13 protein-coding genes are annotated in these 20,353 nt (G+C 69.1%); 2 read left to right on the top strand and 11 right to left on the bottom strand.

The features are described 5' to 3' along the window. Window positions 1-17: 17 nt before the first annotated feature. Complete coding sequence (leuE, locus tag ACWFR3_RS11840; protein ID WP_453734420.1) at window positions 18-671, bottom strand: leucine efflux protein LeuE; 654 nt, start codon at window positions 669-671, stop codon at window positions 18-20. Between the two features lie 131 nt (window positions 672-802). Further along, the gene (locus tag ACWFR3_RS11835) at window positions 803-2,383 is read right to left on the bottom strand and encodes an acyl-CoA mutase large subunit family protein (RefSeq protein WP_453734419.1); all 1,581 of its coding nucleotides are present in this window, start codon (window positions 2,381-2,383) and stop codon (window positions 803-805) included. 157 nt (window positions 2,384-2,540) lie between these two features. Here ACWFR3_RS11835 and ACWFR3_RS11830 point away from each other — a divergent pair, with 157 nt between their 5' ends. Beyond that, window positions 2,541-3,398, top strand: a complete 858-nt coding sequence (locus ACWFR3_RS11830; protein ID WP_453734418.1) for a L,D-transpeptidase family protein — start codon at window positions 2,541-2,543, stop codon at window positions 3,396-3,398. Window positions 3,399-3,639: 241 nt separating this feature from the next. On the opposite strand, the gene ACWFR3_RS11825 is transcribed toward ACWFR3_RS11830, so the two are convergent. From ACWFR3_RS11825 to ACWFR3_RS11810, 4 genes are all read right to left on the bottom strand, one after another. After that, on the bottom strand, window positions 3,640-4,806 hold the full coding sequence (locus ACWFR3_RS11825) for a hypothetical protein (protein WP_453734417.1): 1,167 nt from the start codon (window positions 4,804-4,806) through the stop codon (window positions 3,640-3,642). After that, window positions 4,806-5,471 carry an RNA polymerase sigma factor gene (locus ACWFR3_RS11820; protein WP_453734416.1) on the bottom strand — a complete coding sequence of 222 codons (666 nt, stop codon included), beginning with the start codon at window positions 5,469-5,471 and terminating at the stop codon, window positions 4,806-4,808. The genes ACWFR3_RS11825 and ACWFR3_RS11820 overlap by 1 nt, the downstream gene beginning before the upstream one ends. A 688-nt stretch (window positions 5,472-6,159) precedes the next feature. Further along, on the bottom strand, window positions 6,160-6,759 hold the full coding sequence (locus ACWFR3_RS11815; protein ID WP_453734415.1) for an RNA polymerase sigma factor: 600 nt from the start codon (window positions 6,757-6,759) through the stop codon (window positions 6,160-6,162). Window positions 6,760-6,890: 131 nt separating this feature from the next. Beyond that, window positions 6,891-7,649: a hypothetical protein gene (locus ACWFR3_RS11810; protein WP_453734414.1), complete on the bottom strand. Its 759-nt coding sequence runs from the start codon at window positions 7,647-7,649 to the stop codon at window positions 6,891-6,893. A 301-nt stretch (window positions 7,650-7,950) separates the two neighbouring features. On the opposite strand from ACWFR3_RS11810, the gene ACWFR3_RS11805 reads away from it, so the two are divergent. Further along, window positions 7,951-10,686, top strand: coding sequence for an FG-GAP-like repeat-containing protein (locus tag ACWFR3_RS11805; RefSeq protein ID WP_453734413.1), 2,736 nt, complete (start codon window positions 7,951-7,953; stop codon window positions 10,684-10,686). A 177-nt stretch (window positions 10,687-10,863) separates the two neighbouring features. Here ACWFR3_RS11805 and ACWFR3_RS11800 read toward each other — a convergent pair whose 3' ends face one another. The 5 genes from ACWFR3_RS11800 to ACWFR3_RS11780 form a co-directional block, all read right to left on the bottom strand. After that, entirely contained in the window at window positions 10,864-11,259 is a 396-nt protein-coding gene (locus tag ACWFR3_RS11800; protein ID WP_453734412.1) for a hypothetical protein, read from the bottom strand. A gap of 164 nt (window positions 11,260-11,423) precedes the next feature. Further along, on the bottom strand, window positions 11,424-12,080 hold the full coding sequence (locus ACWFR3_RS11795; RefSeq protein ID WP_453734411.1) for an RNA polymerase sigma factor: 657 nt from the start codon (window positions 12,078-12,080) through the stop codon (window positions 11,424-11,426). Between the two features lie 80 nt (window positions 12,081-12,160). Further along, on the bottom strand, window positions 12,161-12,595 hold the full coding sequence (locus ACWFR3_RS11790; RefSeq protein WP_453734410.1) for a hypothetical protein: 435 nt from the start codon (window positions 12,593-12,595) through the stop codon (window positions 12,161-12,163). A gap of 197 nt (window positions 12,596-12,792) precedes the next feature. After that, on the bottom strand, window positions 12,793-13,317 hold the full coding sequence (locus tag ACWFR3_RS11785) for an SMI1/KNR4 family protein (RefSeq protein WP_453734409.1): 525 nt from the start codon (window positions 13,315-13,317) through the stop codon (window positions 12,793-12,795). 15 nt (window positions 13,318-13,332) lie between these two features. After that, complete coding sequence (locus ACWFR3_RS11780) at window positions 13,333-20,166, bottom strand: DNRLRE domain-containing protein (protein WP_453734408.1); 6,834 nt, start codon at window positions 20,164-20,166, stop codon at window positions 13,333-13,335. Between the last annotated feature and the right edge of the window lie 187 nt (window positions 20,167-20,353).

Genomic DNA, 20,353 nt, shown 5'->3' with positions numbered 1-20,353 from the left:
CCCGTTCCCGGTACCGCTCACCCGCCGGCGAGCGAGAGCTTCGCCGCGAATCCGAGGAACAGCGCGCCCGCCGCCGAGGTGGCTCCCGCCGAGAGCCGCTTGCGGCGGCGGAAGGCGGCCGACAGCTTCGTGCCGCCGAATATCAGGGCGGTGAGGTAGAGGACGCTCGCCACCTGGGCGAGGGCTCCGAGCACGAGGAAGGAGAGCGCGGGATAGGCGTATCCCGGATCGACGAACTGCACGAAGAAGGCGATGAAGAAGAGGATGGCCTTCGGGTTGAGCAGGCTGATCACCAGAGCCCTGCGGAACGGCCGCTCCGCCGAGTCGTCGGACTCGCTCTGCCCCTGCTCCACTGCGTTCTCACGCCGTGCGCGCCACATCCCCCACGCGGCCCGCAGCATCCCCACCGCGAGCCAGGTCAGATAGCCGGCACCGGCGTACTTCACGATCCCGAACAGCACGGCGTTGCCCTGCAGGAGCGAGGCGACACCGGCGGCCGACAGCGTCATCAGGACGGTGTCGCCGGCCCACACTCCGGCCGCGGCCTTGTAGCCGGTGCGTACGCCGCGGCGCGCGGCGACGGAGATCACGTACAGCGAATTCGGCCCCGGAAGGAGAACGATCAGGGCTACGCCCGCGAGATAGGTCGGAAGATCGGTGACACCCAGCATGGGGCGGAGTGTCGCACGCGTGTACGGCATGAGGGACGCGGTGTCCGCCCAGCGGACACTCGGAGCCGGGACCCGGGATCCGGGACCCAGAAATCACCCGCCCTGTCAGCCCGCCCTGTCAGCCCGCCCTGTCAGAACGCGTCCGTCGGCACGTACGCCCCCCACACCTCCCGCAGCGCGTCGCACACCTCGCCCACCGTCGCCCGCGCCCGCAGCGCGTCCTTCATCGGGTGGAGGACGTTGGCATCGCCCTTCGCCGCGTCCTTCAGCGACGAGAGCGCCGCGTCCACCGCCGCCTGGTCGCGCTCCGCCCGCAGCTTCGCGAGGCGGGCCGCCTGCCGGGCCTCGATGGCGGGGTCGACGCGCAGCGGTTCGTAGGGGTCCTCCTCGTCCAGCTGGTAGCGGTTGACGCCGACCACGACGCGCTCGCCGGAGTCGGTCTCCTGCGCGATGCGATAGGCGGAACGCTCGATCTCCGCCTTCTGGAAGCCCTGCTCGATGGCGGCCACCGCGCCGCCCATGTCCTCGACGCGCTCCATGAGGCCGAGGATCGCGGTCTCGATGTCGTCGGTCATCTTCTCGACGACGTACGACCCGGCGAACGGGTCGACCGTGGCGGTCACGTCCGTCTCGTAGGCGAGGACCTGCTGCGTGCGCAGGGCCAGGCGCGCGCTCTTGTCGGTCGGCAGCGCGATCGCCTCGTCGAAGGAGTTCGTGTGCAGCGACTGGGTGCCGCCGAGCACCGCGCCGAGGCCCTGGACCGCGACCCGGACGAGGTTCACCTCGGGCTGCTGGGCGGTGAGCTGGACCCCGGCGGTCTGCGTGTGGAAGCGCAGCATCAGCGATTTCGGGTTCTTCGCGCCGAACTCCTCGCGCATCACGCGGGCCCAGATCCGGCGCGCGGCACGGAACTTGGCGACCTCTTCGAGCAGCGTCGTACGGGCCACGAAGAAGAAGGACAGGCGGGGTGCGAAGTCGTCCACGTCCATGCCCGCCGCGACCGCGGTGCGCACGTACTCGATGCCGTCGGCGAGGGTGAACGCGATCTCCTGCGCGGGCGTCGCACCCGCCTCCGCCATGTGATAGCCGGAGATCGAGATGGTGTTCCACTTCGGGATCTCGGCCCGGCAGTACTTGAAGATGTCGGCGATCAGACGCAGCGAGGGCTTGGGCGGGAAGATGTACGTGCCGCGCGCGATGTACTCCTTGAGCACGTCGTTCTGGATCGTGCCCGTCAGCTCGCCGGGGTCGGCTCCCTGCTCCTCCGCGACCAGTTGGTACAGGAGCAGGAGCAGGGCGGCGGGAGCGTTGATCGTCATCGACGTCGACACCTTGTCCAGCGGGATGCCGCCGAACAGGACCCGCATGTCGTCGATCGAGTCGATCGCGACCCCCACCTTGCCGACCTCGCCGCTCGCGATCGGCGCGTCGCTGTCGTGGCCCATCTGCGTGGGCAGATCGAAGGCGACGGAAAGGCCCGTCGTGCCGTTGGCGATCAGCTGTTTGTAGCGGGCGTTCGACTCGACGGCCGTACCGAACCCGGCGTACTGGCGCATCGTCCAGGGGCGGCCGGTGTACATCGACGGGTAGACGCCGCGCGTGTACGGATACGCGCCGGGAGCGCCCAGCTTCGCCGCGGGATCCCAGCCGTCGAGATCCTCCGGGCCGTACACGGGCTCGACGGGCAGCCCGGACTCCGACTCACGCGCCATCGCTCTGTGCCTCCTGCCGGAGATGCTTCTCCGTTACCTGTCCGGTTACGTGTCCCGTTACCTGTCCGGTATGGCGGTTCCAGTCCAGCATGGGGCAACGTTCAGGGGTGGTCACTCGCGGGGAACACTCTCAGCGAGTCTGTCGGGCAGTGGAGCGATGGCGGGGGTCGTTGTGCGCAAAGGTGCGATAGCCGTGGGGGCCGTGGTCGCGGCCGTCCTGGTCGGCGGGTGCAAGGCGCAGGCCGACGGCGCGAACGGGCAGGATCAGCCGGTCCGGATCTCTCCCACGAAGACGAAGTCGGGCGACTCCGATGCGCCGTCCGGGACGGCGGACGGGAAGGCGGACGGGAAGTCCGAGGAGTCGTCGGCACCGAAACCGGCCCCCAAGACCCTGCTCGCGCCCGGTCAGCGCGGCGACCAGGTGCGGGAACTGCAGTCCCGGCTGCGGCAGATCCAGTGGATCTACGCGGACCCGACGGGGACGTACGACAAGTCCACGGCCGCCGCGGTCCAGGGCTTCCAGGAGAAGCGCGGGCTGCCCGGCACCGGCACGACGGACACGGTGACCTGGCAGCGGCTGCTCGCCATGACGGACGAGCCGACGAAGTACGAGCTCTACTCCGGGGGCGGCATCCCGCCGTCCAAGCCGGCCAAGGCCTGCATGACCGGCCGCGCCCTGTGCATCAGCAAGGAGAGCCGCACGCTGACCTGGATGATCGACGGCAAGGTCGTCTCGACGATGGACGTGCGCTTCGGCTCGCAGTACACACCCACGCGCGACGGCACCTTCAACGTCTACTGGAAGTCCCGGCACCACGTCTCGACGCTGTACGACAGCTCCATGCCGTACGCCCTGTTCTTCAGCGGCGGCCAGGCCGTGCACTACTCGACGGACTTCGCGGCGACCGGCTACAACGGCGCTTCGCACGGCTGCGTGAACGTCCGCGACGAGAAGAAGATCGCGAATCTGTTCGCGGAGGTCAGGAAGGGCGACAAGGTCGTCGTCTACAAGTGAGGCGCGCTGCCCGTCGGAAGGAGGGGCGCGCTGCCCGTCGGATTAATCAGCGTGGGCGGGATCGGGGGAACGTCTCCCGCCCACGCTGGTGGCACGGAGCCAAAGGTACGGGGGGAACCCCTGGCTCGTGCGCGGGCCGATGACCAGTCGGCTCACTTCTTACTGCGTCACTGCTTCAAAAAACGTCACACCCAGCCAGTACCGCGTTCAAGGACCTGCCGCGGCGACCCGCCGTGAGCGGCTAGGACGCGTTGTCGGGCAGCACGGGCAGGGCGCTGTAGGAGGCGCTCGGCGTGGGCGTCGGCTGTGGCACCGAGGGTCCCTCGACGGGCGGGGCGGGGGCCAGGCCGCCGTTGCCCCAGTGGTCGTTGCCGCCGCCCCATGAGCCGTCGCCGTCGCCGTTGTCGCCGTCGTCGCCGTCGTCGCCGTCGTCGTTACCGCCGCCGCTGCCGCCGTTGCCGCCGTAATTGCCGCCGCCGTTGTGCTCGCGGTCGCTGCCGGAGCCGTCGAGGACCCGGCCGCAGAACTCGGTGACCCGCTGGGATCCCTTGGCGGCCTCTTCCAGGCGGCGCCGCTTCTCGCCCTGGAGATCTCCGCTGCGGTAGTCGCGGCAGGCGGCGACGACCTTGCGGTACCAGCCGCCGGCCTCGTTCTGGCGTTGCGGATCGCCGGGGCCGGGCTTCTTGGCACCGTCGCCGCCCTTGGACGCGCCCGGCGATCCCTCGGCCTGCGGGGGCGGGGCGCTGCTGCCGGGCTCGGTCGAGGGCTGGTCCGGGGTGGTGGTCACGTCGTCGGGCTCCACGTCCGGGGCGCTGCTGCCGCCGCCGGACGGGGACGCGAGCGGCTCGGGCGACGCGACGGACGACGCGGAGGCCGCGGGGCCCGGCGTGTCCCGGTGTCCGAACGGCGAGGGGAACACGCCCGTTCCTGCCGCCACGGCGACCCCGCCGATCATGCACCCCGCGAGGGCGGCGGCGAGGCCGTAGCGCATGGGGCGGGCCCAGCGTGCGGGGCGCGAGGGCTCGGCCTGGCGCCCGATATGCACCGTCTCGCCCGCTCCCACGCGCGTAGAAGAGACCCGTCCCTCAGGGCCGCCGCGAGCCTCCCGGAACGCCGCGAGCGCGGCGGCCTCACCAGGGAGTTCGGCGGAAATGTCGGCGGGTACGACGGAGCCGGCGCGGTCATCCGGTGCCAGTGCGGCCAGGGCCTTGGCGAGCCGTGCGGCCTGCTCGCGGGAGTGATGGTCGGTGCTGCGGCCTGTGCCGTGTTCGGTGCCCTGCGCGGGGGCGTGTCCGGTGCCGTGTTCGGTGCCGTGTCCGGTGCCCTGCTCGGTGCCGTCGAAGGGCTCACCGTTCAGCAAACGCTCCGCCGCGTCGCGGTCCAGCCACCTGTAATCCTCGTCGGCCATCACATGTCCTTCTGCGCCCGGACACGCGAATGCGTCACACCGGCAGGTGACACCGCGTGCCCCCGCCGCTCCCTCTGGGGCGGTACGGCGTCAAGGGCGCCCTCGCTCGGCGGGCCGTCCGCGCCCAGCAGTTCGGCGAGCCGCTTCAGTCCGCGGTGCGCGGCGGTACGGACCGCGCCGGGGCGCTTGCCGAGGGTCTGGGCCGCGCTCTTGGCGTCCAGGCCGACGACCACCCGGAGCACGACGGCTTCCGCCTGGTCCTGCGGGAGCTGCGCTATCAGGGCAAGGGCGTCCGTGGTGGCGAGGGATTCCATCGCCTCGTCCGCGGTGTCCGCGTCGCCCGGCTTGCCGGTCAGTTCGGTCTCGTCGCCGCCTATCGCCGGGCGGCGGCCCCGCATGCGTATGTGGTCGAGCGCGCGGTTGCGCGCTATGCGTGCGGCCCAGCCCCGGAACCGGTCCGCGTCGCCGCTGAACCGGTCGAGGTCACGGGCTATCTGCAGCCAGGCCTCGGACGCGACGTCCTCCGCGTCCGGGTCTCCGACCAGTGTCCGCACGTAGCCCAGCAGCCGCGGGTGCACGGCGCGGTACACAGTCCGGAACGCGGTCTCGTCCCCGTCCTGCGCCGCAAGCACCGCGGCGGTCAGTTCCGCGTCGTCCCCCAGCACTACTTCTCCCTATGCGCCTACACCGGTCGCGGTCCTGCCCCCGCAGCCTGGCGCGAAGCAGCACGCTACGGGCTGAAGTGGGCTCACGTCCATGTTTGGTACAACGCGCAACTAGCGCGTGACAGAACGCGGTGTGACAGAAAACGCACGCGCGGCGCTGAAGGGAATACGGGCCGCGTGCGGTCCGTCCGCGTGACGGCCGGGGTCTCTCCTGTGGGGGGTGGCGACCCCGGCCGCTCACCTTGGCAGGGGCCTCAACCGGACTCCCTACCTCCCCCTTTCTTCCTTCGCCCGCAGGTCGCCGTGGGTTGCTCGCGCAGTTCCTCGCGCCCCTAAGGGGGCGCCCCGTCAGGGGCGCGGGGAACTGCGCGCCAAGCCCCCACGCACGTGCAGCCGACACACGACAGACAGCCCCGTCAGGGGCGCGGGGAACGGCGCGGGCAACCCCCACCCACCCGCACCCCAGAACCGCCAAAGCCCCCCGGCAGGGGTCAGCGCCAGTCGTCGCCAGGCCGAGGCACCCGAGGCAAAGCCCCGCCCAACCGAGCGGAGCGAAACGCGGCGAGCGCCCTGCGCTGGGCCTCGGCGTCAACCCGCCCACCCCGCCGCACCGCCTCCGCAAGAAGATCGGCAAGAGGAAGCTTGCCGAACTCCGCCCCCGGCGGCACGGACGGCACCCGCTCCCCCGTCATCCCGACTCCCCCCACTGCAACTGCAACTGCTCCGCAAGGCGTTTGAGCCCCCGGTACGAAGCGGTACGCACCGCCCCGGGGCGTTTACCCAGCACCCGCGCCGCCGCCGGAGCGTCAAGCCCGACGACGACCCGGAGCAACACCGCCTCCGCCTGATCCCGCGGCAACCCCGCGATCAGCGAGAGAGCCTTCTCCGTAGAGATGGACTCAAGTGCCTGCTCCGGCGTGCTGTGCGGCCCCGGAAGTTCCAGCAAGTCCTGCTCCAGCGCGGCCGTCCGCGGCCGGACCTTCTGGCGCCGCAGATGATCGAGCGCCCGGTGGCGCGCGATGGTCGCCGTCCAGCCGCGGAACCCCGCCCCGTCACCGCGGAACCGCCCCAGGTCGCGGGCGATCTCCAGCCAGGCCTCGGCGGCGATGTCCTCGGCGACTTCCCCGTCGTGGCCGACCAGGCCCCGCAGGTAGCCGACGAGCCCGGGCTGCACCAGGCGATAAGCGACCGCGAAAGCCGCCTCGTCGCCCTCCTGTGCCCGCGCGACCGCGGCGCCCAGCTCCTCGTCACGCGCCTGTGCGCGACGGGGTTCCCCTCCTCGACCCACGCTTTCCCATCCGTACCTGTGCGACGCAGCTCACCGTGTCCGTCCCCCACGCTGAGCTGCGCCAGGGCGCACAGAAATGTCACAGGCCGCCCCGGGCGCTGACGCGCCCCCTCAGACCTCCTCAGACCTCCTCAGACCTCGAACAGGTTCCCTCCGCCGTCCCAGCCGAGCTCTTCGATGTCCAGGACCAGGGACGGGTCGGGGGTGCGCGCGGTGACCGGCTTCCCGTAGTCGGACATCCGCATCTCCATGCGCTCGTCGCCCCGCGTCTGCGCCGCGCCGACCATGTACGGCTTTCCGCCCGTGGCCAGATAGGCGACCATCTCCTCCCCGTCCTCCGCGAGGGGGGTGACCTGCTCGCCGTGCCACCGCTTGTCCGGCAGGGCCCGTACGCCGCCCATGTCCAAGCCGGACCCCGGGCTGCCGGCCACCTGACCGAGCATGCCGTCGAGGTCGCACATCTTCGTCAGCTGTGCCGTGCCCGACCCCGACCTCCCGCTGCCTTCCGGCACCTTCATGTACTTGCCGCGCACGAGCGCCGTCCGCTCCCTGACCCGGGCCGCGAACTCCGGCCCGCGTGCCGCCGCGGTGGCACGGATCGCGTCGAGCGATTCGTCCGAGAACCGGAGGTAGGCCGCCCCGCCCCCGACGACGATCATCTCGCCCTTCTCCATGGGCCCCGAGTCGAAGGTCGCCGTGCAGTTGTTGCGGCGGTCCATGTGCACCGAGACGTCCTTGGACCCCTTGGAGGTGGTCATCTCGACCCCGATACGCAGGGAATCGGTCTCCCTGAGCAGCTCCATGGCCTGCCTGCCGAGCCGCTCGCCCCGCACCTCGTCGGCAGGCTTCGGCGGCTCCGGCGGCGTCCGCTCGACCAGCCCCTCGTACACCTTCCCCCCGCCCCCGGAACCGCATGACGCGAGCGCCCCCACCACAAGACAGCAGACGATCCCCCGCACGCCCGGCCTCAACCAGCGTCTCTTCCCCACCACAGAAACCACGGCCCCCATCCACGCTCCCCGTTCACAGCTGTCAGCTGACCCAGCGCAATGCTCTGCCTATACGTCACGCCCCGGGAGTGCGGGATACGTCACGTCACATTTCACCCTTCCGCGTACAACCGTTTGACCTTTCAGGCAGTCGTACGAACTCGCTTTGGTCAACTGGATCAACCGGCAACTTCGCTAAGGGGTGGGGCATTTGAGTCCGCGCAAACCGCGCGAATCGGCGCGAACAACGCACGCGTACAGGCCGCTGAGTCTCAAGCGCAGGGCGTGGCTGACGATCGGGGCCGTCGTGCTGGGCGGCGCGGGGGCCGTCACGTACGCGATGGCGGATCCCTCGACCGGGGAGCTGCCCGCCGGCGTCTCACGCGACAAGCGCCCGGTGAGCGTGCACGACATCGCGCTGAAGGCCGACGGCGCCAAGGAGAGGGAGCTGCCGCGCACGTCGGCGAAGCAGTTCTCGCTGCTCGGCGTCTCGTGGACCGGCGTGACGAAGGAGCTCGACGGCACGGCCCAGGTCCGTACGCGCTCCGCCGAGAGCGGCAAGTGGACCGGCTGGCAGCACCTCGACCTGGAGCTGCACCTGCCCGAGAAGGCCGAGGCGGGCATGCGTGCCGCGTCCGAGCCGCTGTGGGTGGGCCCGTCGGACGGCGTCGAGGTCCGCGTGGTCGCGGCGGACGGCACCTCAAGTGCCGCGCTGCCCACAGGACTTGAGGTCAACCTCGTAGACCCCGGCGTGACGTCCAAGGAGGCGAAAAACCCGGCGCTCGACGGTTCGGTGATGGCGCCGGTCGCGTTCGCGGAGGACGAGACGCCGACACCGGAGCCGACCGACCCGACGTCACCGGAGCCGAACGACCCGGCGTCACCCACGCCGTCGGACGCGCCCACGACTCCCGCTCCCACCGGCTCCCCCTCCGCCACCCTCGAACCGGAACCGGAACCGGAACCCACGGTCCCCGACGCCCCGCCGTCCACGGTCACCAAGCCGCCCATGATCAGCAGGGCGGCGTGGGGCGCGGACGAGTCGCAGGTCGAGGACCCGCCGGAGTACATAGACAAGGTCAAGGCGGTCTTCGTCCACCACACGGTCGGTACGAACGACTACAGCTGCGCCCAGTCGGCGGCCCTGGTCCGCGGCATCATGGCGTACCACGTGGAGACCGAGGGCTGGAACGACCTCGGCTACAACTTCCTCGTGGACAAGTGCGGCCAGGTCTTCGAGGGCCGCGGCGGCGGCACCGATCTGCCGGTGCGCGGCGCGCACACGTACGGCTTCAACGGTGAGTCGGCGGGCATCGCGGTACTCGGCGACTTCGAGGGCGACCCGGCGACGAACAAGCCGGCGGGCAAGCCGACCCGTGCCGCCCTGGAGTCGGTGTCCCGCGTGGCGGCCTGGAAGCTCGGCCAGTACGAGGGCGACCCGTCGGGCAAGGTCACGCTGACGGCGGCCGACGACACGGGCGTCTGGAAGAAGGGCGACACCCCTTCCCTGAACACGATCTCGGGCCACCGCGACGGCTTCGCCACCGCCTGCCCCGGCAAGAACCTCTACTCGAAGCTCGGCGAGATCCGCCGCTACGCGACAAGCGCGGGCCGCAACTCGGCTGCCCCCACCTCCGACTTCAACAGGGACGGCATCACGGACCTGGTGGCGGGCACGCCCAAGGCTTCGGGCGGCGTCGGCAGCCTGACGATCGTCCCGGGCGGCCTCGACGGCCCGGTCAGCGGCTCCAAGAAGACCCTCACCCAGTCCAGCCCCGGAGTCCCCGGCGCCTCGGAGGCGGGCGACAACTGGGCGGCGGCCACAGCCTGGGGTGACATCAACGGCGACGGCCACGCGGACCTGGCGATCGGCGCCCCCGGCGAGGACGACACCTCGAACAAGGACCGCGGCGCGGTGACGATGCTCTACGGCCCGGACTTCACCTCCGGCACGGACATGCAGCTGGCGGACGACTTCCACTACCCGGGCGCCAAGTTCGGCTCGGCGGTGGCGGTCGGCGACTTCAACGCGGACGGCAAGGCGGACGTCTTCGCGGCGTCCACCGGCACCGGCGGCACGTGGGCGGCGCGCTTCAAGGCGGGCAACGAGGTCGGCGGCACTCTCACGTCGGGCGACACGGCCATCTCGTACGCGGATGCCGCATCCGGCGACTTCAACCGCGACGGCTACGCGGACGTGGCGCTGACGTACCGCGACCAGGCCGGAGTCGGCAAGGTCCAGTGGTTCAAGGGCACGAGGTCGGGCCTGAGCAGGGTCGGTTCCCTGTCGGTCAAGGGCGGCCGCTCCCTCGCCGTGGGCGACGTGAACGGCAACGGCTACGACGACCTGGTCATCGGCCAGCCGTACACGGCGGAGTCGGGCGCGCACGCGGGTGGCCAGGTAACGGTGGTCCCCGGAACATCAACAGGCTTCACGACCACCGGCCTCAAGACGATCCACCAGGACACGTCCGGAGTGCCGGGAGCCGCCGAGTCGGGCGACGCGATGGGCTGGTCGGTCTCGGCGGGCGACTTCAACCTGGACGGCTACGCGGACGTCCTGACGGGCGCCCCGAACGAGGACATCACGCGCGCGGGTACGTCGAGGAAGGACGCGGGCACGACCCTGCTCCTGAAGGGCACGTCATCAGGCCTGACGGGCACGGGCGCCCAGGCGTTCACCCAGGACACGGAGGGAATCACGGGCTCCACGGAATCGGCGGACCGCCTGGGCTCCTCGGTCATGCTCGCCGACCTGTCGGGCTACGGCCGCGCGGACCTCGCCATCGGCGTGGACGGCGAGGACGAGGGCAACGGCACGATCCTCCAACTGGACAGCGGCGCATCGGGCGTCTCGACGTCGACGGGCGTCTACTACGGCCGCACGCAACTGGGCACCCCGGCGGCGTCCCACCTGGGCGAAACCCTGACCCCGTAACGCCCCCACCCCCGCCACCCAGGCGCCGTGCTGCTCCCCCCGAGATCCGGGCGGAGCAGCACGGCGCCACCCACACCCGGCAACTGCAGCAAAGTCCCACCGCTCCCCGGCATCTGCCCAGGTCACCGCAGACCGGGGTGGGACTTTCCTGCAGAAGCCCCAATCCCGAACGACGGCTCACCACCACCCCCGGTTGATCGCAACGACGAACCGCTCCACGGCGGCCCTGCGCCCGGCGCCGAAGCCGAACCGCCACCGCCGGGTCTCCTCACCACAGGTAGTGGACAACTGACGCCGCCCCGGCCCGAGCTCGGCAGAACACTCACGTCGCGGTGCGAACCAGAGCACACCTGTCGCGACATCGGCGATCCGGTTATGGGCGAACACCAGCACGCGCCAATTGGTGACAACGAGAAAACCACCGGCCCCCGCCAGCCGCCCGGCCAGGCCGCTCCGGTCAGGCCGGACCGGGAAGACCGTCACCAACTCCTCCCCTTCATCCAGCAGAGCTCGAACCCGCCGGCTATCCCGCCACGCCTGCCCGCCGCCCAGCACGATGTACATCAGCCCCATACCGAGCCCGTTGAGCCACGGGCGCGACCTGGACCTCATAGCCACGGACACCAGGACGAGCACCAAGGGCAGGAAGCCCAGGCACCATGCGACCAGCATGATCCGAGACCGCATCCCCCGCCGAGCCACACCCCGCAACCGCACCCCAAGCCCGTCCATCTCCATCAACACACCGCCCGTCTCTCCCGCCGCACGGCGTATCCGCTCCCCACGAGACGCCTTCGCGGAGGACCGGCGGGCTCGGGCTCGCAGGCCAACTGCCGTGCAAGGCGGCGCAGTCCCCGATACGTCGCCGACCGCACGGCACCCGGCCGCTTGCCCAGGACTTGCGCGGTCGAAGGGCCGTCAAGCCCCACCACAACGCGTAACAGCACCGCTTCACCCTGGTCCGGCGGCAGTTCGGCCACAAGACCCAGAACCCGGGAGGTGGTCATCGCCTCCAGGACCTCACCGGCAGTGTCGTCGTCGGCGGGCACGGCGAACGCGTCCCACTCCAGCAGGGAAGCGCGAGGCCTGCTCTTCTGGCGACGGAGGTGGTCAATGGCGCGGTGGCGCGCGACGGTTGCGGTCCAGCGCCGGAAGTCGGCTCCGCTCCCACGGAACCGTCCCAGGTCCCGAACGATCTGCAACCACGCTTCGGAAGCCACGTCCTCGGCGTCTTCGCGGACGAGCCCGCGCAAATACCCGAGAAGCCCGGGCTGCACGCACCGATAGACGACGGCAAAAGCCGCTTCGTCCCCGCCCCTGGCACCCCCCAGAGCCCGCGTCAACTCCTCGTCGCCGACCCCCGCACGGCGATACTGTTCCCCACCCTGCCCCACGCTCTCCTCTTAACCCCGTTGACACTGCTCACCGTGCCCGTGCCCCCGAGAAAGCCCCTCCGCGTCGCTAGCGGCCCGAACTAGGCCGCACGCCGCGAGCGCCCCGGCAGGGTGAGGTAGAAGGTCTGCAATGACTGCTCCGCGGAATCAGCGGCAGCGTCAAAGCAATTGACGACCTTCCCCAGGGGATTCCACACCCTCCCGTCCGGCATGCGTACACCCACAGAATGTCCGAAGAACAGGCGCTGGCTCTCGTCGAAATCGACCCAGACCGCGCCTGCCCGCCGCACCAACACCTCCCCGACATAGGCGCCGAGACCGAAGAGCGCACCGGCAACCTCATCGCGCCCGCGCCCGCCCCTGCGCAGCCCTTCGATGAGGAAGTCGACGACGCGGAGGCTCGCGACGGAATAGTTAAGGGGCAACCGATTCCGCACGGTCACCCGCGCCACGAACTCTTGGGCCCGCCCCCGCATCTCCCCCGCTCTCGGCACCGGTCTTCCCTCACCGTCCATGACTCCCACCCCTTCAACTCGGCAATAGGGAGGGCGCGCAGCGCACCCTCCCTCTACCAAGCGGAAGTCACCGCTCTCCCGTGACGGCTCCGGACGTGCCCCTTCTCACAGAATCTGCTCCGCGATCAGTACAACCGTTGGCCACACTCATGCGTCGCGCGATCGAACGTGGTCAGTCCGTAAGCGTCAGGGGCGATTCAGCTGATGGGTTCGAAGAAGGGGCCTCCTGGTGCGAAATTACGCGAATGCACTGTTACGTTCTCGCCCCTGAGATAGGCGAGTAGCCAGTCACCGAACGTCATGTCGTGGGCGACGTATTCCGGGCTGTCGAATTCGTGAACGCCGATCCACCAGGGCATGGACGGCTCGACCGGCACGCGAAAGAAGACACACTCCCCGGATACGGCGCTCGCGAAAGGGAGGAGCTCTCCGGGGCCGGAACCAACCCGACTCGGAAGGTCTTCAAAGTCTTCTTCGTTTTCGCGCCAATCCTCAATCTCCTCCCTGATCTTCAGCCCGAGGTCCCTTCCTGACTCTTTCGCGGGGTGCTCAAGATACAGCTGCCCGTTGATCAGAATGGAACCGTAGGCGTCAACGACCTCTCGGAAGTCCGCAGGAAAGGTGATGCCGAGTTCCTGCTCCAGCTGAGACCAGGGAGCTGGATTCGTCCAATTAAAGCGGGGCTCTCCCAGGAGATCCTTGATCTGCGCGAGCGTTGCCACCTGATTCCTCGCTCTCTAGCACGTTGTTCCTGCAGCAGACTTGGTGTTGACCACGGTGCACGCGAGGTACTTCGGAGGCGCCTGCCGTGAGCCGTATATCATGATTCCCACCTGCAAGCTCGACGGAACTCCGGATTTAGGGTCGCGGTAGAAAGGATGCACAGCGATGGAGACCTTACTGTTCGCATCCAGTGCACGCCAAGCGAATCTCTCCACCTTGCTGGCCATCCTTCGGTTTGCCCGCTGGTGCAACGGAACCAGATTTCGTTGATCCCCTCCAGTGCCCTTGGCCCAGTAACCGATGAGGTGCCCGATCTCCGGGCTTCCGCCCCCTGCGGCGATGTCCCCCATTCCGGGCGGGACCACTGAGCCGACCTCGCAGTCGGGACACTTGGCGTAGCCGTACGCCCCTGTGCGCGACCTGCGGTCGGCTTTGGTGAGAAACGCGGCGGCACCCGTAGCCCGGCACTTCTTGTTGCCGGAGTGGTCCGTGAACTCTTCCAGCGCGGAATAGACCCGGCTTCCGTCGAACCCGGGCATCGGATTGCATCCCTGGTCGGCATCGCTGCCCGAATCACCCGGCGGCCTGGGGCCGCGGCCCGCCGAAGGCTCAGGTGTGGGAGCCGTGTCCGGCTTCGATGCCGTATCCGATGATCCGGCGTCCTGCGCAGACGGCATCAGCCTCTTCGTGGCATCTGCGACATTTCTGCCCAGCTCCTGGCCCTGCGGAGTTGCCGCATAGACGGCTGTTGCCAGGGCTGCCACCGCGTAATAGACCAACGGGATCGCTATGTGGCCGTCCATCTCGACGTTGGAGATGGGGTTTCCGCCAGTGAACGCGTACCGGTTCCCGGTAAGCGGATCCGCCGCGAGGTTCATGTCAGCGGTTGCCCCGTTATACATGTCCCGGGTCGTAAACCGATTAAGCCCCGGACTGTAATCCCGGAACCCCATGTCATACGTAGCCGAAGCCGCGTCCCAGCGCTTCGAGTTGAAGCGGTACGGGTTGTACGCGTCCTTCGTGGGGTTGCCCGCTTCCGGCTTGTCGATGCCCGTGAAGTCGGCCGCGTCATCGGATCCGTACGCCGAATAGCCGTACGTGGCCTTCGTGTTGCCGTCCTTGTCGGTCAGCGTCTCGACGTCCGTGTGGCCGTTGTAGCCGTAGAACGTGGACTCCCCGGCCGAGCCGTCCGCCGCGTGCTTCACCTGCGAGAGGCGATCGCCCCACGGCCCGTACTGATATGACTTCGTCAGCTTGCCGGCGACCTCCTCGCCGAGGACCTCGCCCGACATCCCGAGGTAGGTGTAGTCCGTCGACTTGCCTCCCGCGTCCGTCCGCGAGGACGTGCGGTCCAGGGGGTCGTACGCGTACTTCGTCGTCTTCAGCGCACCCGTCGACGCGTCCGCCTTCTCGTGCTGCTTCACACGGTCGAAGCCGTCGTACGCGTTGCGCTCGATGACCTTGCCGCCCGCCGTCACCGACTCCTGGCGGCCGAAGGCGTCGTACGTGTGCGACGCCGACGCGCCACCCGTCGTCGTCTTCAGCAGCCGGTTGCGGTCGTAGCCGAACGTCGTCGTCTTGCCCTTGACCGTCTGCGAGATGACGTTCGCGTTGTCGTCGTGGACGTATGTCTCAATGCCTGCCCCATCGCCCGTACGCGTCGACTTCGCGAGGCGGTCCGCCGGGTCGTAGGTGTAGTCCGTCGTCGACGACATGTACTTGGCGTGGTCGTCGGCGTTCATCTTCTTCGCCACGTCCTGCGCCTTGTTGCCGTTGGCGTCGTAGGCGTAGGTGTGGGACGAGACCAGCGCGCCGTTGCCCGGCTTCTTCTCCGTCTGGGACTTGAGCGCCCCGTCCAGGTAGTAGACGTAGTCGACCGTGTTCTTGTTGGCCTTGGTCTCCGTCTTCCGCTCGCCCCGGTACGTGTAGTCGTACGACGTCACCTTCGGGGAGGCGTCCGACGCGGACTTGCCCACCGTTGCCGTCTTCACCAGCTCACGCAGGTCGTACGTGTACTTGGCGTACTGGTCCGGGTGCTTGAGCGTCTCCGGCTGGCCGTTCGCGTCGTACGTGTAGGAGGTGGTCTTCTTCTCCTGGCCCGCCAGGGCCTCCGCCACCTTCTCGACCTGGTTCAGGCCGGTGTACGACATCGTGTAGGCGTCGACCTTCGTGCTGGTCGAGGTGTCGTCGATCGAGGTGAGGTTGCCGTTGACGTCGTACGCGTACGCGAAGCGCTTGCGCTCCGTGTCCGCCGCCTTCTCCGCCGAGTTGTCGCGGACCAGCTTCACCGTGTCCGCGGCAGCCTTCAGGTCGGCGTTCTCGCCCTTCTTGTAGGTGGTGGCGGTGCCGAGCTTCGTCCACTCTCCGGGCGTTCCGGGCTGCCCGGACCGCTCGTACGCCGTGTACTTGCCCGCCTTCGCGATGTTCAGCTTCCAGGTGTGCGGGGACGCCTCCGTTCCCTTGCCCCCGCTCGCCTGCGACTCGTACGCGACCAGCTCACTGGCCCCCACCGGAATGCCGTCGTCGTCGCGCGACTTGAGCTTGCCGTCGGGGTAGTGGCCCCACCGCATGGTCCGGCTCGTCGAACCGCCCGCCGACGTCAGCTGGCGGGCCGTCTGCTGGCCCAGGGCGTTGTAGTCGTACGTCGTGCGGATGTCCCACACGTCCTGCGACGTCTTCACCCAGCCGTTGTCGTAGTAGCCGTACGTCGTGTCGTTGCGGGTGGTCTCGCCCTCCGAGGGCGGCATCGACGTCTTCTGCACCCGGCCGACCGCGTCGTACGTCGTCTCCGACCAGACCTTCTTGTTGTAGCGGGGGTCCTTCGGGTCGTAGGGCTGGATCTGCCGGGAGGGGCGGTTCAGGGGGTCGTACGTCGTCTCGGCGACGAAGTCGTCGGGCTCACCCTCCGTCGCCACACCGCGCGGCGTGAAGACCTTGATCTGGTTGCCGGCCTCGTCGTACCCGAACTTCGTCGTCCGGACCGTCTTGCCCTCGTGCGGGGCCTCCACCACCGCGAGCTTGCCGCGCTCGTCGTAGTGGTTCAGGGTCGTGTTGTTCTCCGCGTCCGTCGTCGAGACGGTCAGGGAGTCCTTGTCGTACGCCTGCTTGACCGTGCGGCCCGCCGCGTCCGCGACCGCCACGACACGGTGGTTCATGTCGTAGTCGGTCTTGGTCGTGTAGTCGTCCGGGTCCGACGTCGCGTTCTTCTTGGGGTCGATGACCCGGACCGGGTTGCCGACCCCGTCGTAGAGGTAGCTGACCTTGTCCTTCTTGGCGTTGACCACCGATTCGAGCTGGTAGATCTCGTCGTAATTGTTCGTCGTGACGTAGTCGTCGGGGTTCGAGGGCGTGGCCGTGCCCTTCGGTTCCGTCGTCGTCTTGAGGTTGCCTACGCTGTCGTACGTGTACGCCGTCTTCCGCTCACCGGACGTGTCCGTGTCCTTCGGCGCGGTGGCCGAGAGGACCTGGTCCGAGTCGCTGTAACTCGCGGTCGAGACCGCCCCGTTCGGCGCCGTCGACTTGGTGACGTTGTCGTTCGCGTCGTACTCGGGCGCCGGAGTCGTGATGAACACGCCCGCCGCCTGGTCCTTCGGCGTCTTCGACACCAGCGGGCGGCCGAACGCGTCGTACGTCTGGGTCGTCTTCTTTCCCAGCGCGTCGACGACCTCGGTCACCTGGCCCCGGGCGTCGTACTCCGTCGTCGAGATCTTCGCCAGGGCGTCCGTGGTGGTGCGCGGGTAGCCCGCCGCGACGAAGTCCTTGTAGGCCGTCGGGTTGCCGTTGGCGTCCGTCGCCCTCGTCAGCTGGCCGTAGGTGTCGTACTCGTACGACGTCGTGTAGTCGCCGGCCTCCGACGAGGCGACGCCCTTGGGGTCCGTGACCGTCTTCAGGTTGCCCTTGGCGTCATGTCCGAACTGCCAGACGCGGTTCTCCGCCGAGGTCTTCTTGATCAGATCGGCCGAGTAGCCGTCCGCACGGGTCTTGTACTCGTAGCGGGCCGAGTGGGCCGGTGACTTGCCCGGCGCGCAGTCCGCGGCGTCCGGCACACCGCCCTTGTTCTCCTCCGCCGAGCGCTCCCAGAGCGGGTAGCCGGTCTTCTCGTCGTAGCAGTACGCCGTCTTCGCGCCGTTGTTCTCCTCCAGGAGCGTGACGTTGTGGTCGGCGTCCCACGTCATCTTCGTCTTCTCGGACTTCGCGTTGGTGACCTGCACCGGACGGTCCTGTGCGTCCGTCGCGTACGTCGTCGCGTGCTTCTCGGCGTCGGTGACCTTGGCCTCGGTGCCGCCGTCCGTCCCGGACGTGTAGGTGAAGCGCGTGGCGGCGCGCTGCCGGTCCGTGATCGTCTTGACCGACCAGCTGGACTCGGGGCCGTCGCCGTACTCCACGTCCGTGGCGTGGCCGCGCGGGTCGGTGACCTTGGTCAGCTTGGTGTTCTTGTTGCCCTGCGCCGCTTCGTAGCCGAAGGAGAAGACCTTCGGCTGCGCCGCGCCTTCGCCGTCCGTGAGGCGGCCGAGGTGGCCCTTCTCCGTGTAGAGGAAGGACAGCTTTCGGCCCGAGATGTCCGTCATGGACTTCACGTGGTCGTAGATCTTCGGGTTCCACAGGTCCGTGCCCGTGGCCTTCTCGCCCTTGTCGTCGAGGTAGTCGTACGTCGCGTCGCCGGCCCCGTAATAGTCGAGCTTCAGGGAGCTGCGACCGGCCGGGTCCTTGATCTCCTTGAGGAACTTCACCCAGCGGTTGCCGGAGTCGCGCACCTCGTAGACGTAGGTCTGGGTGTTGCCGTTCTTGTCGACGACGGAGGTGAGGTAGCCGTCGCAGCCGATCACGAAGCGCGTGCCGTCGGGGCGGGTGAGGGTCCAGGCGTCCGGGACCTCGGGGCTGCTGCCGGTCTGGCACACCTTTACGACGTCCGGCTTGGCGGTGAGCCGGTAGTGGTAGCCCGCCGACGGCTTCCAGCTGCCGTCCCCCTTCTTCCGGAACAGGTGCTGCGTGCCGTCACCGTCGATGACATACGCCTCGCCGGGGTCGGCGTCCGGGTGGAAGTCGAGCATCGCGCCGAGCCGCAGCGGGCCCGCCGCCTGCGCGGACCAGCCGTAGCCGAGCTGGCTGTCGGAGGTGTCCTGGGCGTTGTACGTGAAGCGCGCGAAGGTGTTGATCCCGCGGCCGGGGTTGGTGAACGCGTTGTACGACCAGACCGCGTTGCCCGAGCCGAGGTTGCTCATCAGGGTCGAGCCCGCGCCGGTGTTCTTGCCCGTGAACGCGTGCTGCTTCTCCATGCCGACGCGGTCCGCGGTCGGGTCCTCGACGGCGGTGGCCTGCTCCAGACCGCCGATGCCCGGCTTCTGGGAGAGCCAGCTGTTGTCGGCCTTGTTGAGGATGTCCCAGGTGAGCGTGTAGCCGGAGCGCCGGTTGCCGTCGGCGGTGTACGGCGACTTGACCGTCGCCTCGACGGTGGCGGAGGCGCCGGGGGCGAGGGCCGGGATGTCCGCCTTCAGCTGGTTGTCGGCGGTGGTGGCGTCCGTGCCGTCCGGCAGGGACCACTTGTACGACAGCGCGCGCTCGCCCGCGGGCCAGGCCGTGGTGGTGGTGTTGGCGACCGTGACGTCCACCGGGTAGGTGTTGTTCTCGGACATGCGGGTGGGCGTGTCCGGCGCGTAGTACGTGTCCCAGGGGGTGGGTTCGGCGGTGATCACGCGGAGTTGGGGCCGCTGTGCCGCGTCGGCCGCCTCGCTCGACAGGAAGCGCGTGGGCTTGGGCGGCCGGGGTGCTGACGTCGAATCCGACTTCGACTTCGACTTCGACTTTGCCTCCGACTCCGACTCCGACGACGGAGACGGCTCGTCGGCGGCGTTCAGGAGGATGCCCTTTTTGGTGCGCGGGCTCTTGACCCACTGGCGGGCGAGCGAGGTGACGTCCCAGGCGTACGCCCCGCCCTGCCCCGTGGCATCGGAGACGGCCGCCGAGGCATCGCCTCCGCTCACGGTCCACGGGGTCTTGGTGCCCGACTTCTTCCAGGTGGTGGACTTCTCCGTGAACTCACGCTTCAGCGGGCTGAGTTCGACGAGCCGGCCCTTGGCCTTCCCCTGACCGGTCTCCCGCAGGCGCAGCTCGGCCTGGAGGACGGTCGCCTTCTTGGGAATGCCGGAGGTCGGGAATCTCAGGGCCGCGCGTGTCGTGCCGTAGGCGGCGTCGCCCGCTCCGACGCTCAGCCATTTCCCGTCGAGGTTCACGCCCGGCTTGGCGGAGGAGAGCGTGGCGTCGGACTGCCCTGATCGCACGGTCCGCAGCGTGTGCCCGGCCTTGGGCACACCCACTCGGCGCACGGGCGAGGCGAGTAAGCGTCCGTCCCTGGTCTCCGCCAGGAGGCGGTACGAGTACCGGCGCGCGGTCTCCGTCGCGCTGTTCGCGCGGGTCGGCTCGGTGGTCGTGTCCCTGTAGGAGGTCGCGCCCTTGCCGAGCGGGGCCACGAGGGTGGCGCCGGTCGCCTTGAAGTCGGCTCGGGTGGAGCGGTGCAGCTGGTAGCCGACCAGGGCGTCGCCGCCCTTGCCCGTCTTGGAGACGTACTTCGGCCAGGACAGTTCGGGACCGGTGCCGTGCACCACGGTGGGGGCGTTGAGGGTGGTTCCGCCCGCGCCGTATGTGACCTTGGGGTCACGGGAGTTGGCGGGGTACTTCCGGGGCGGAGTCCTCGGGATCTTGGGCCCCTTCGCAGGCCCCTCGTCCGCCGCCGGCGCCCGCACGGGCGCCGTTCTCTCCTCGGCCTCCGCGTGGGCGGACTGAGGCAGTACAGCGCCCACCACCGCCGATGCCACGAGGCCGACCAGCAGCCTTCGATAACTGTTTCTCACCGTGTCGACTACCCTTCCGGAGCCTTCTTTCGTAAATTCGCGCAGCTCGCCCACGCGAACAGAAAGAGGGCAGGATCGAGTACCGCTCGAGGAATTCCGGGAGCGGCGCAGAAGCATGGATCAAGTAACAGGCGAGAGTTCTACGCAGCTGTTCGACGTCGCGTCAACTGCATTGGCATTACGGACA

This window comes from Streptomyces sp. NPDC055189 (assembly GCF_053606765.1).
This window is presented reverse-complemented; position numbering and strand designations above follow the sequence as displayed.

Coding starts and splice junctions, on each gene's coding strand:
- leuE (WP_453734420.1), bottom strand. CDS start 671: ATGCTGGGTGTCACCGATCTTCCGACCTATCTCGCGGGCGTAGCCCTG.
- ACWFR3_RS11800 (WP_453734412.1), bottom strand. CDS start 11,259: ATGGGGCTGATGTACATCGTGCTGGGCGGCGGGCAGGCGTGGCGGGAT.
- ACWFR3_RS11830 (WP_453734418.1), top strand. CDS start 2,541: ATGGCGGGGGTCGTTGTGCGCAAAGGTGCGATAGCCGTGGGGGCCGTG.
- ACWFR3_RS11825 (WP_453734417.1), bottom strand. CDS start 4,806: ATGGCCGACGAGGATTACAGGTGGCTGGACCGCGACGCGGCGGAGCGT.
- ACWFR3_RS11835 (WP_453734419.1), bottom strand. CDS start 2,383: ATGGCGCGTGAGTCGGAGTCCGGGCTGCCCGTCGAGCCCGTGTACGGC.
- ACWFR3_RS11790 (WP_453734410.1), bottom strand. CDS start 12,595: ATGGACGGTGAGGGAAGACCGGTGCCGAGAGCGGGGGAGATGCGGGGG.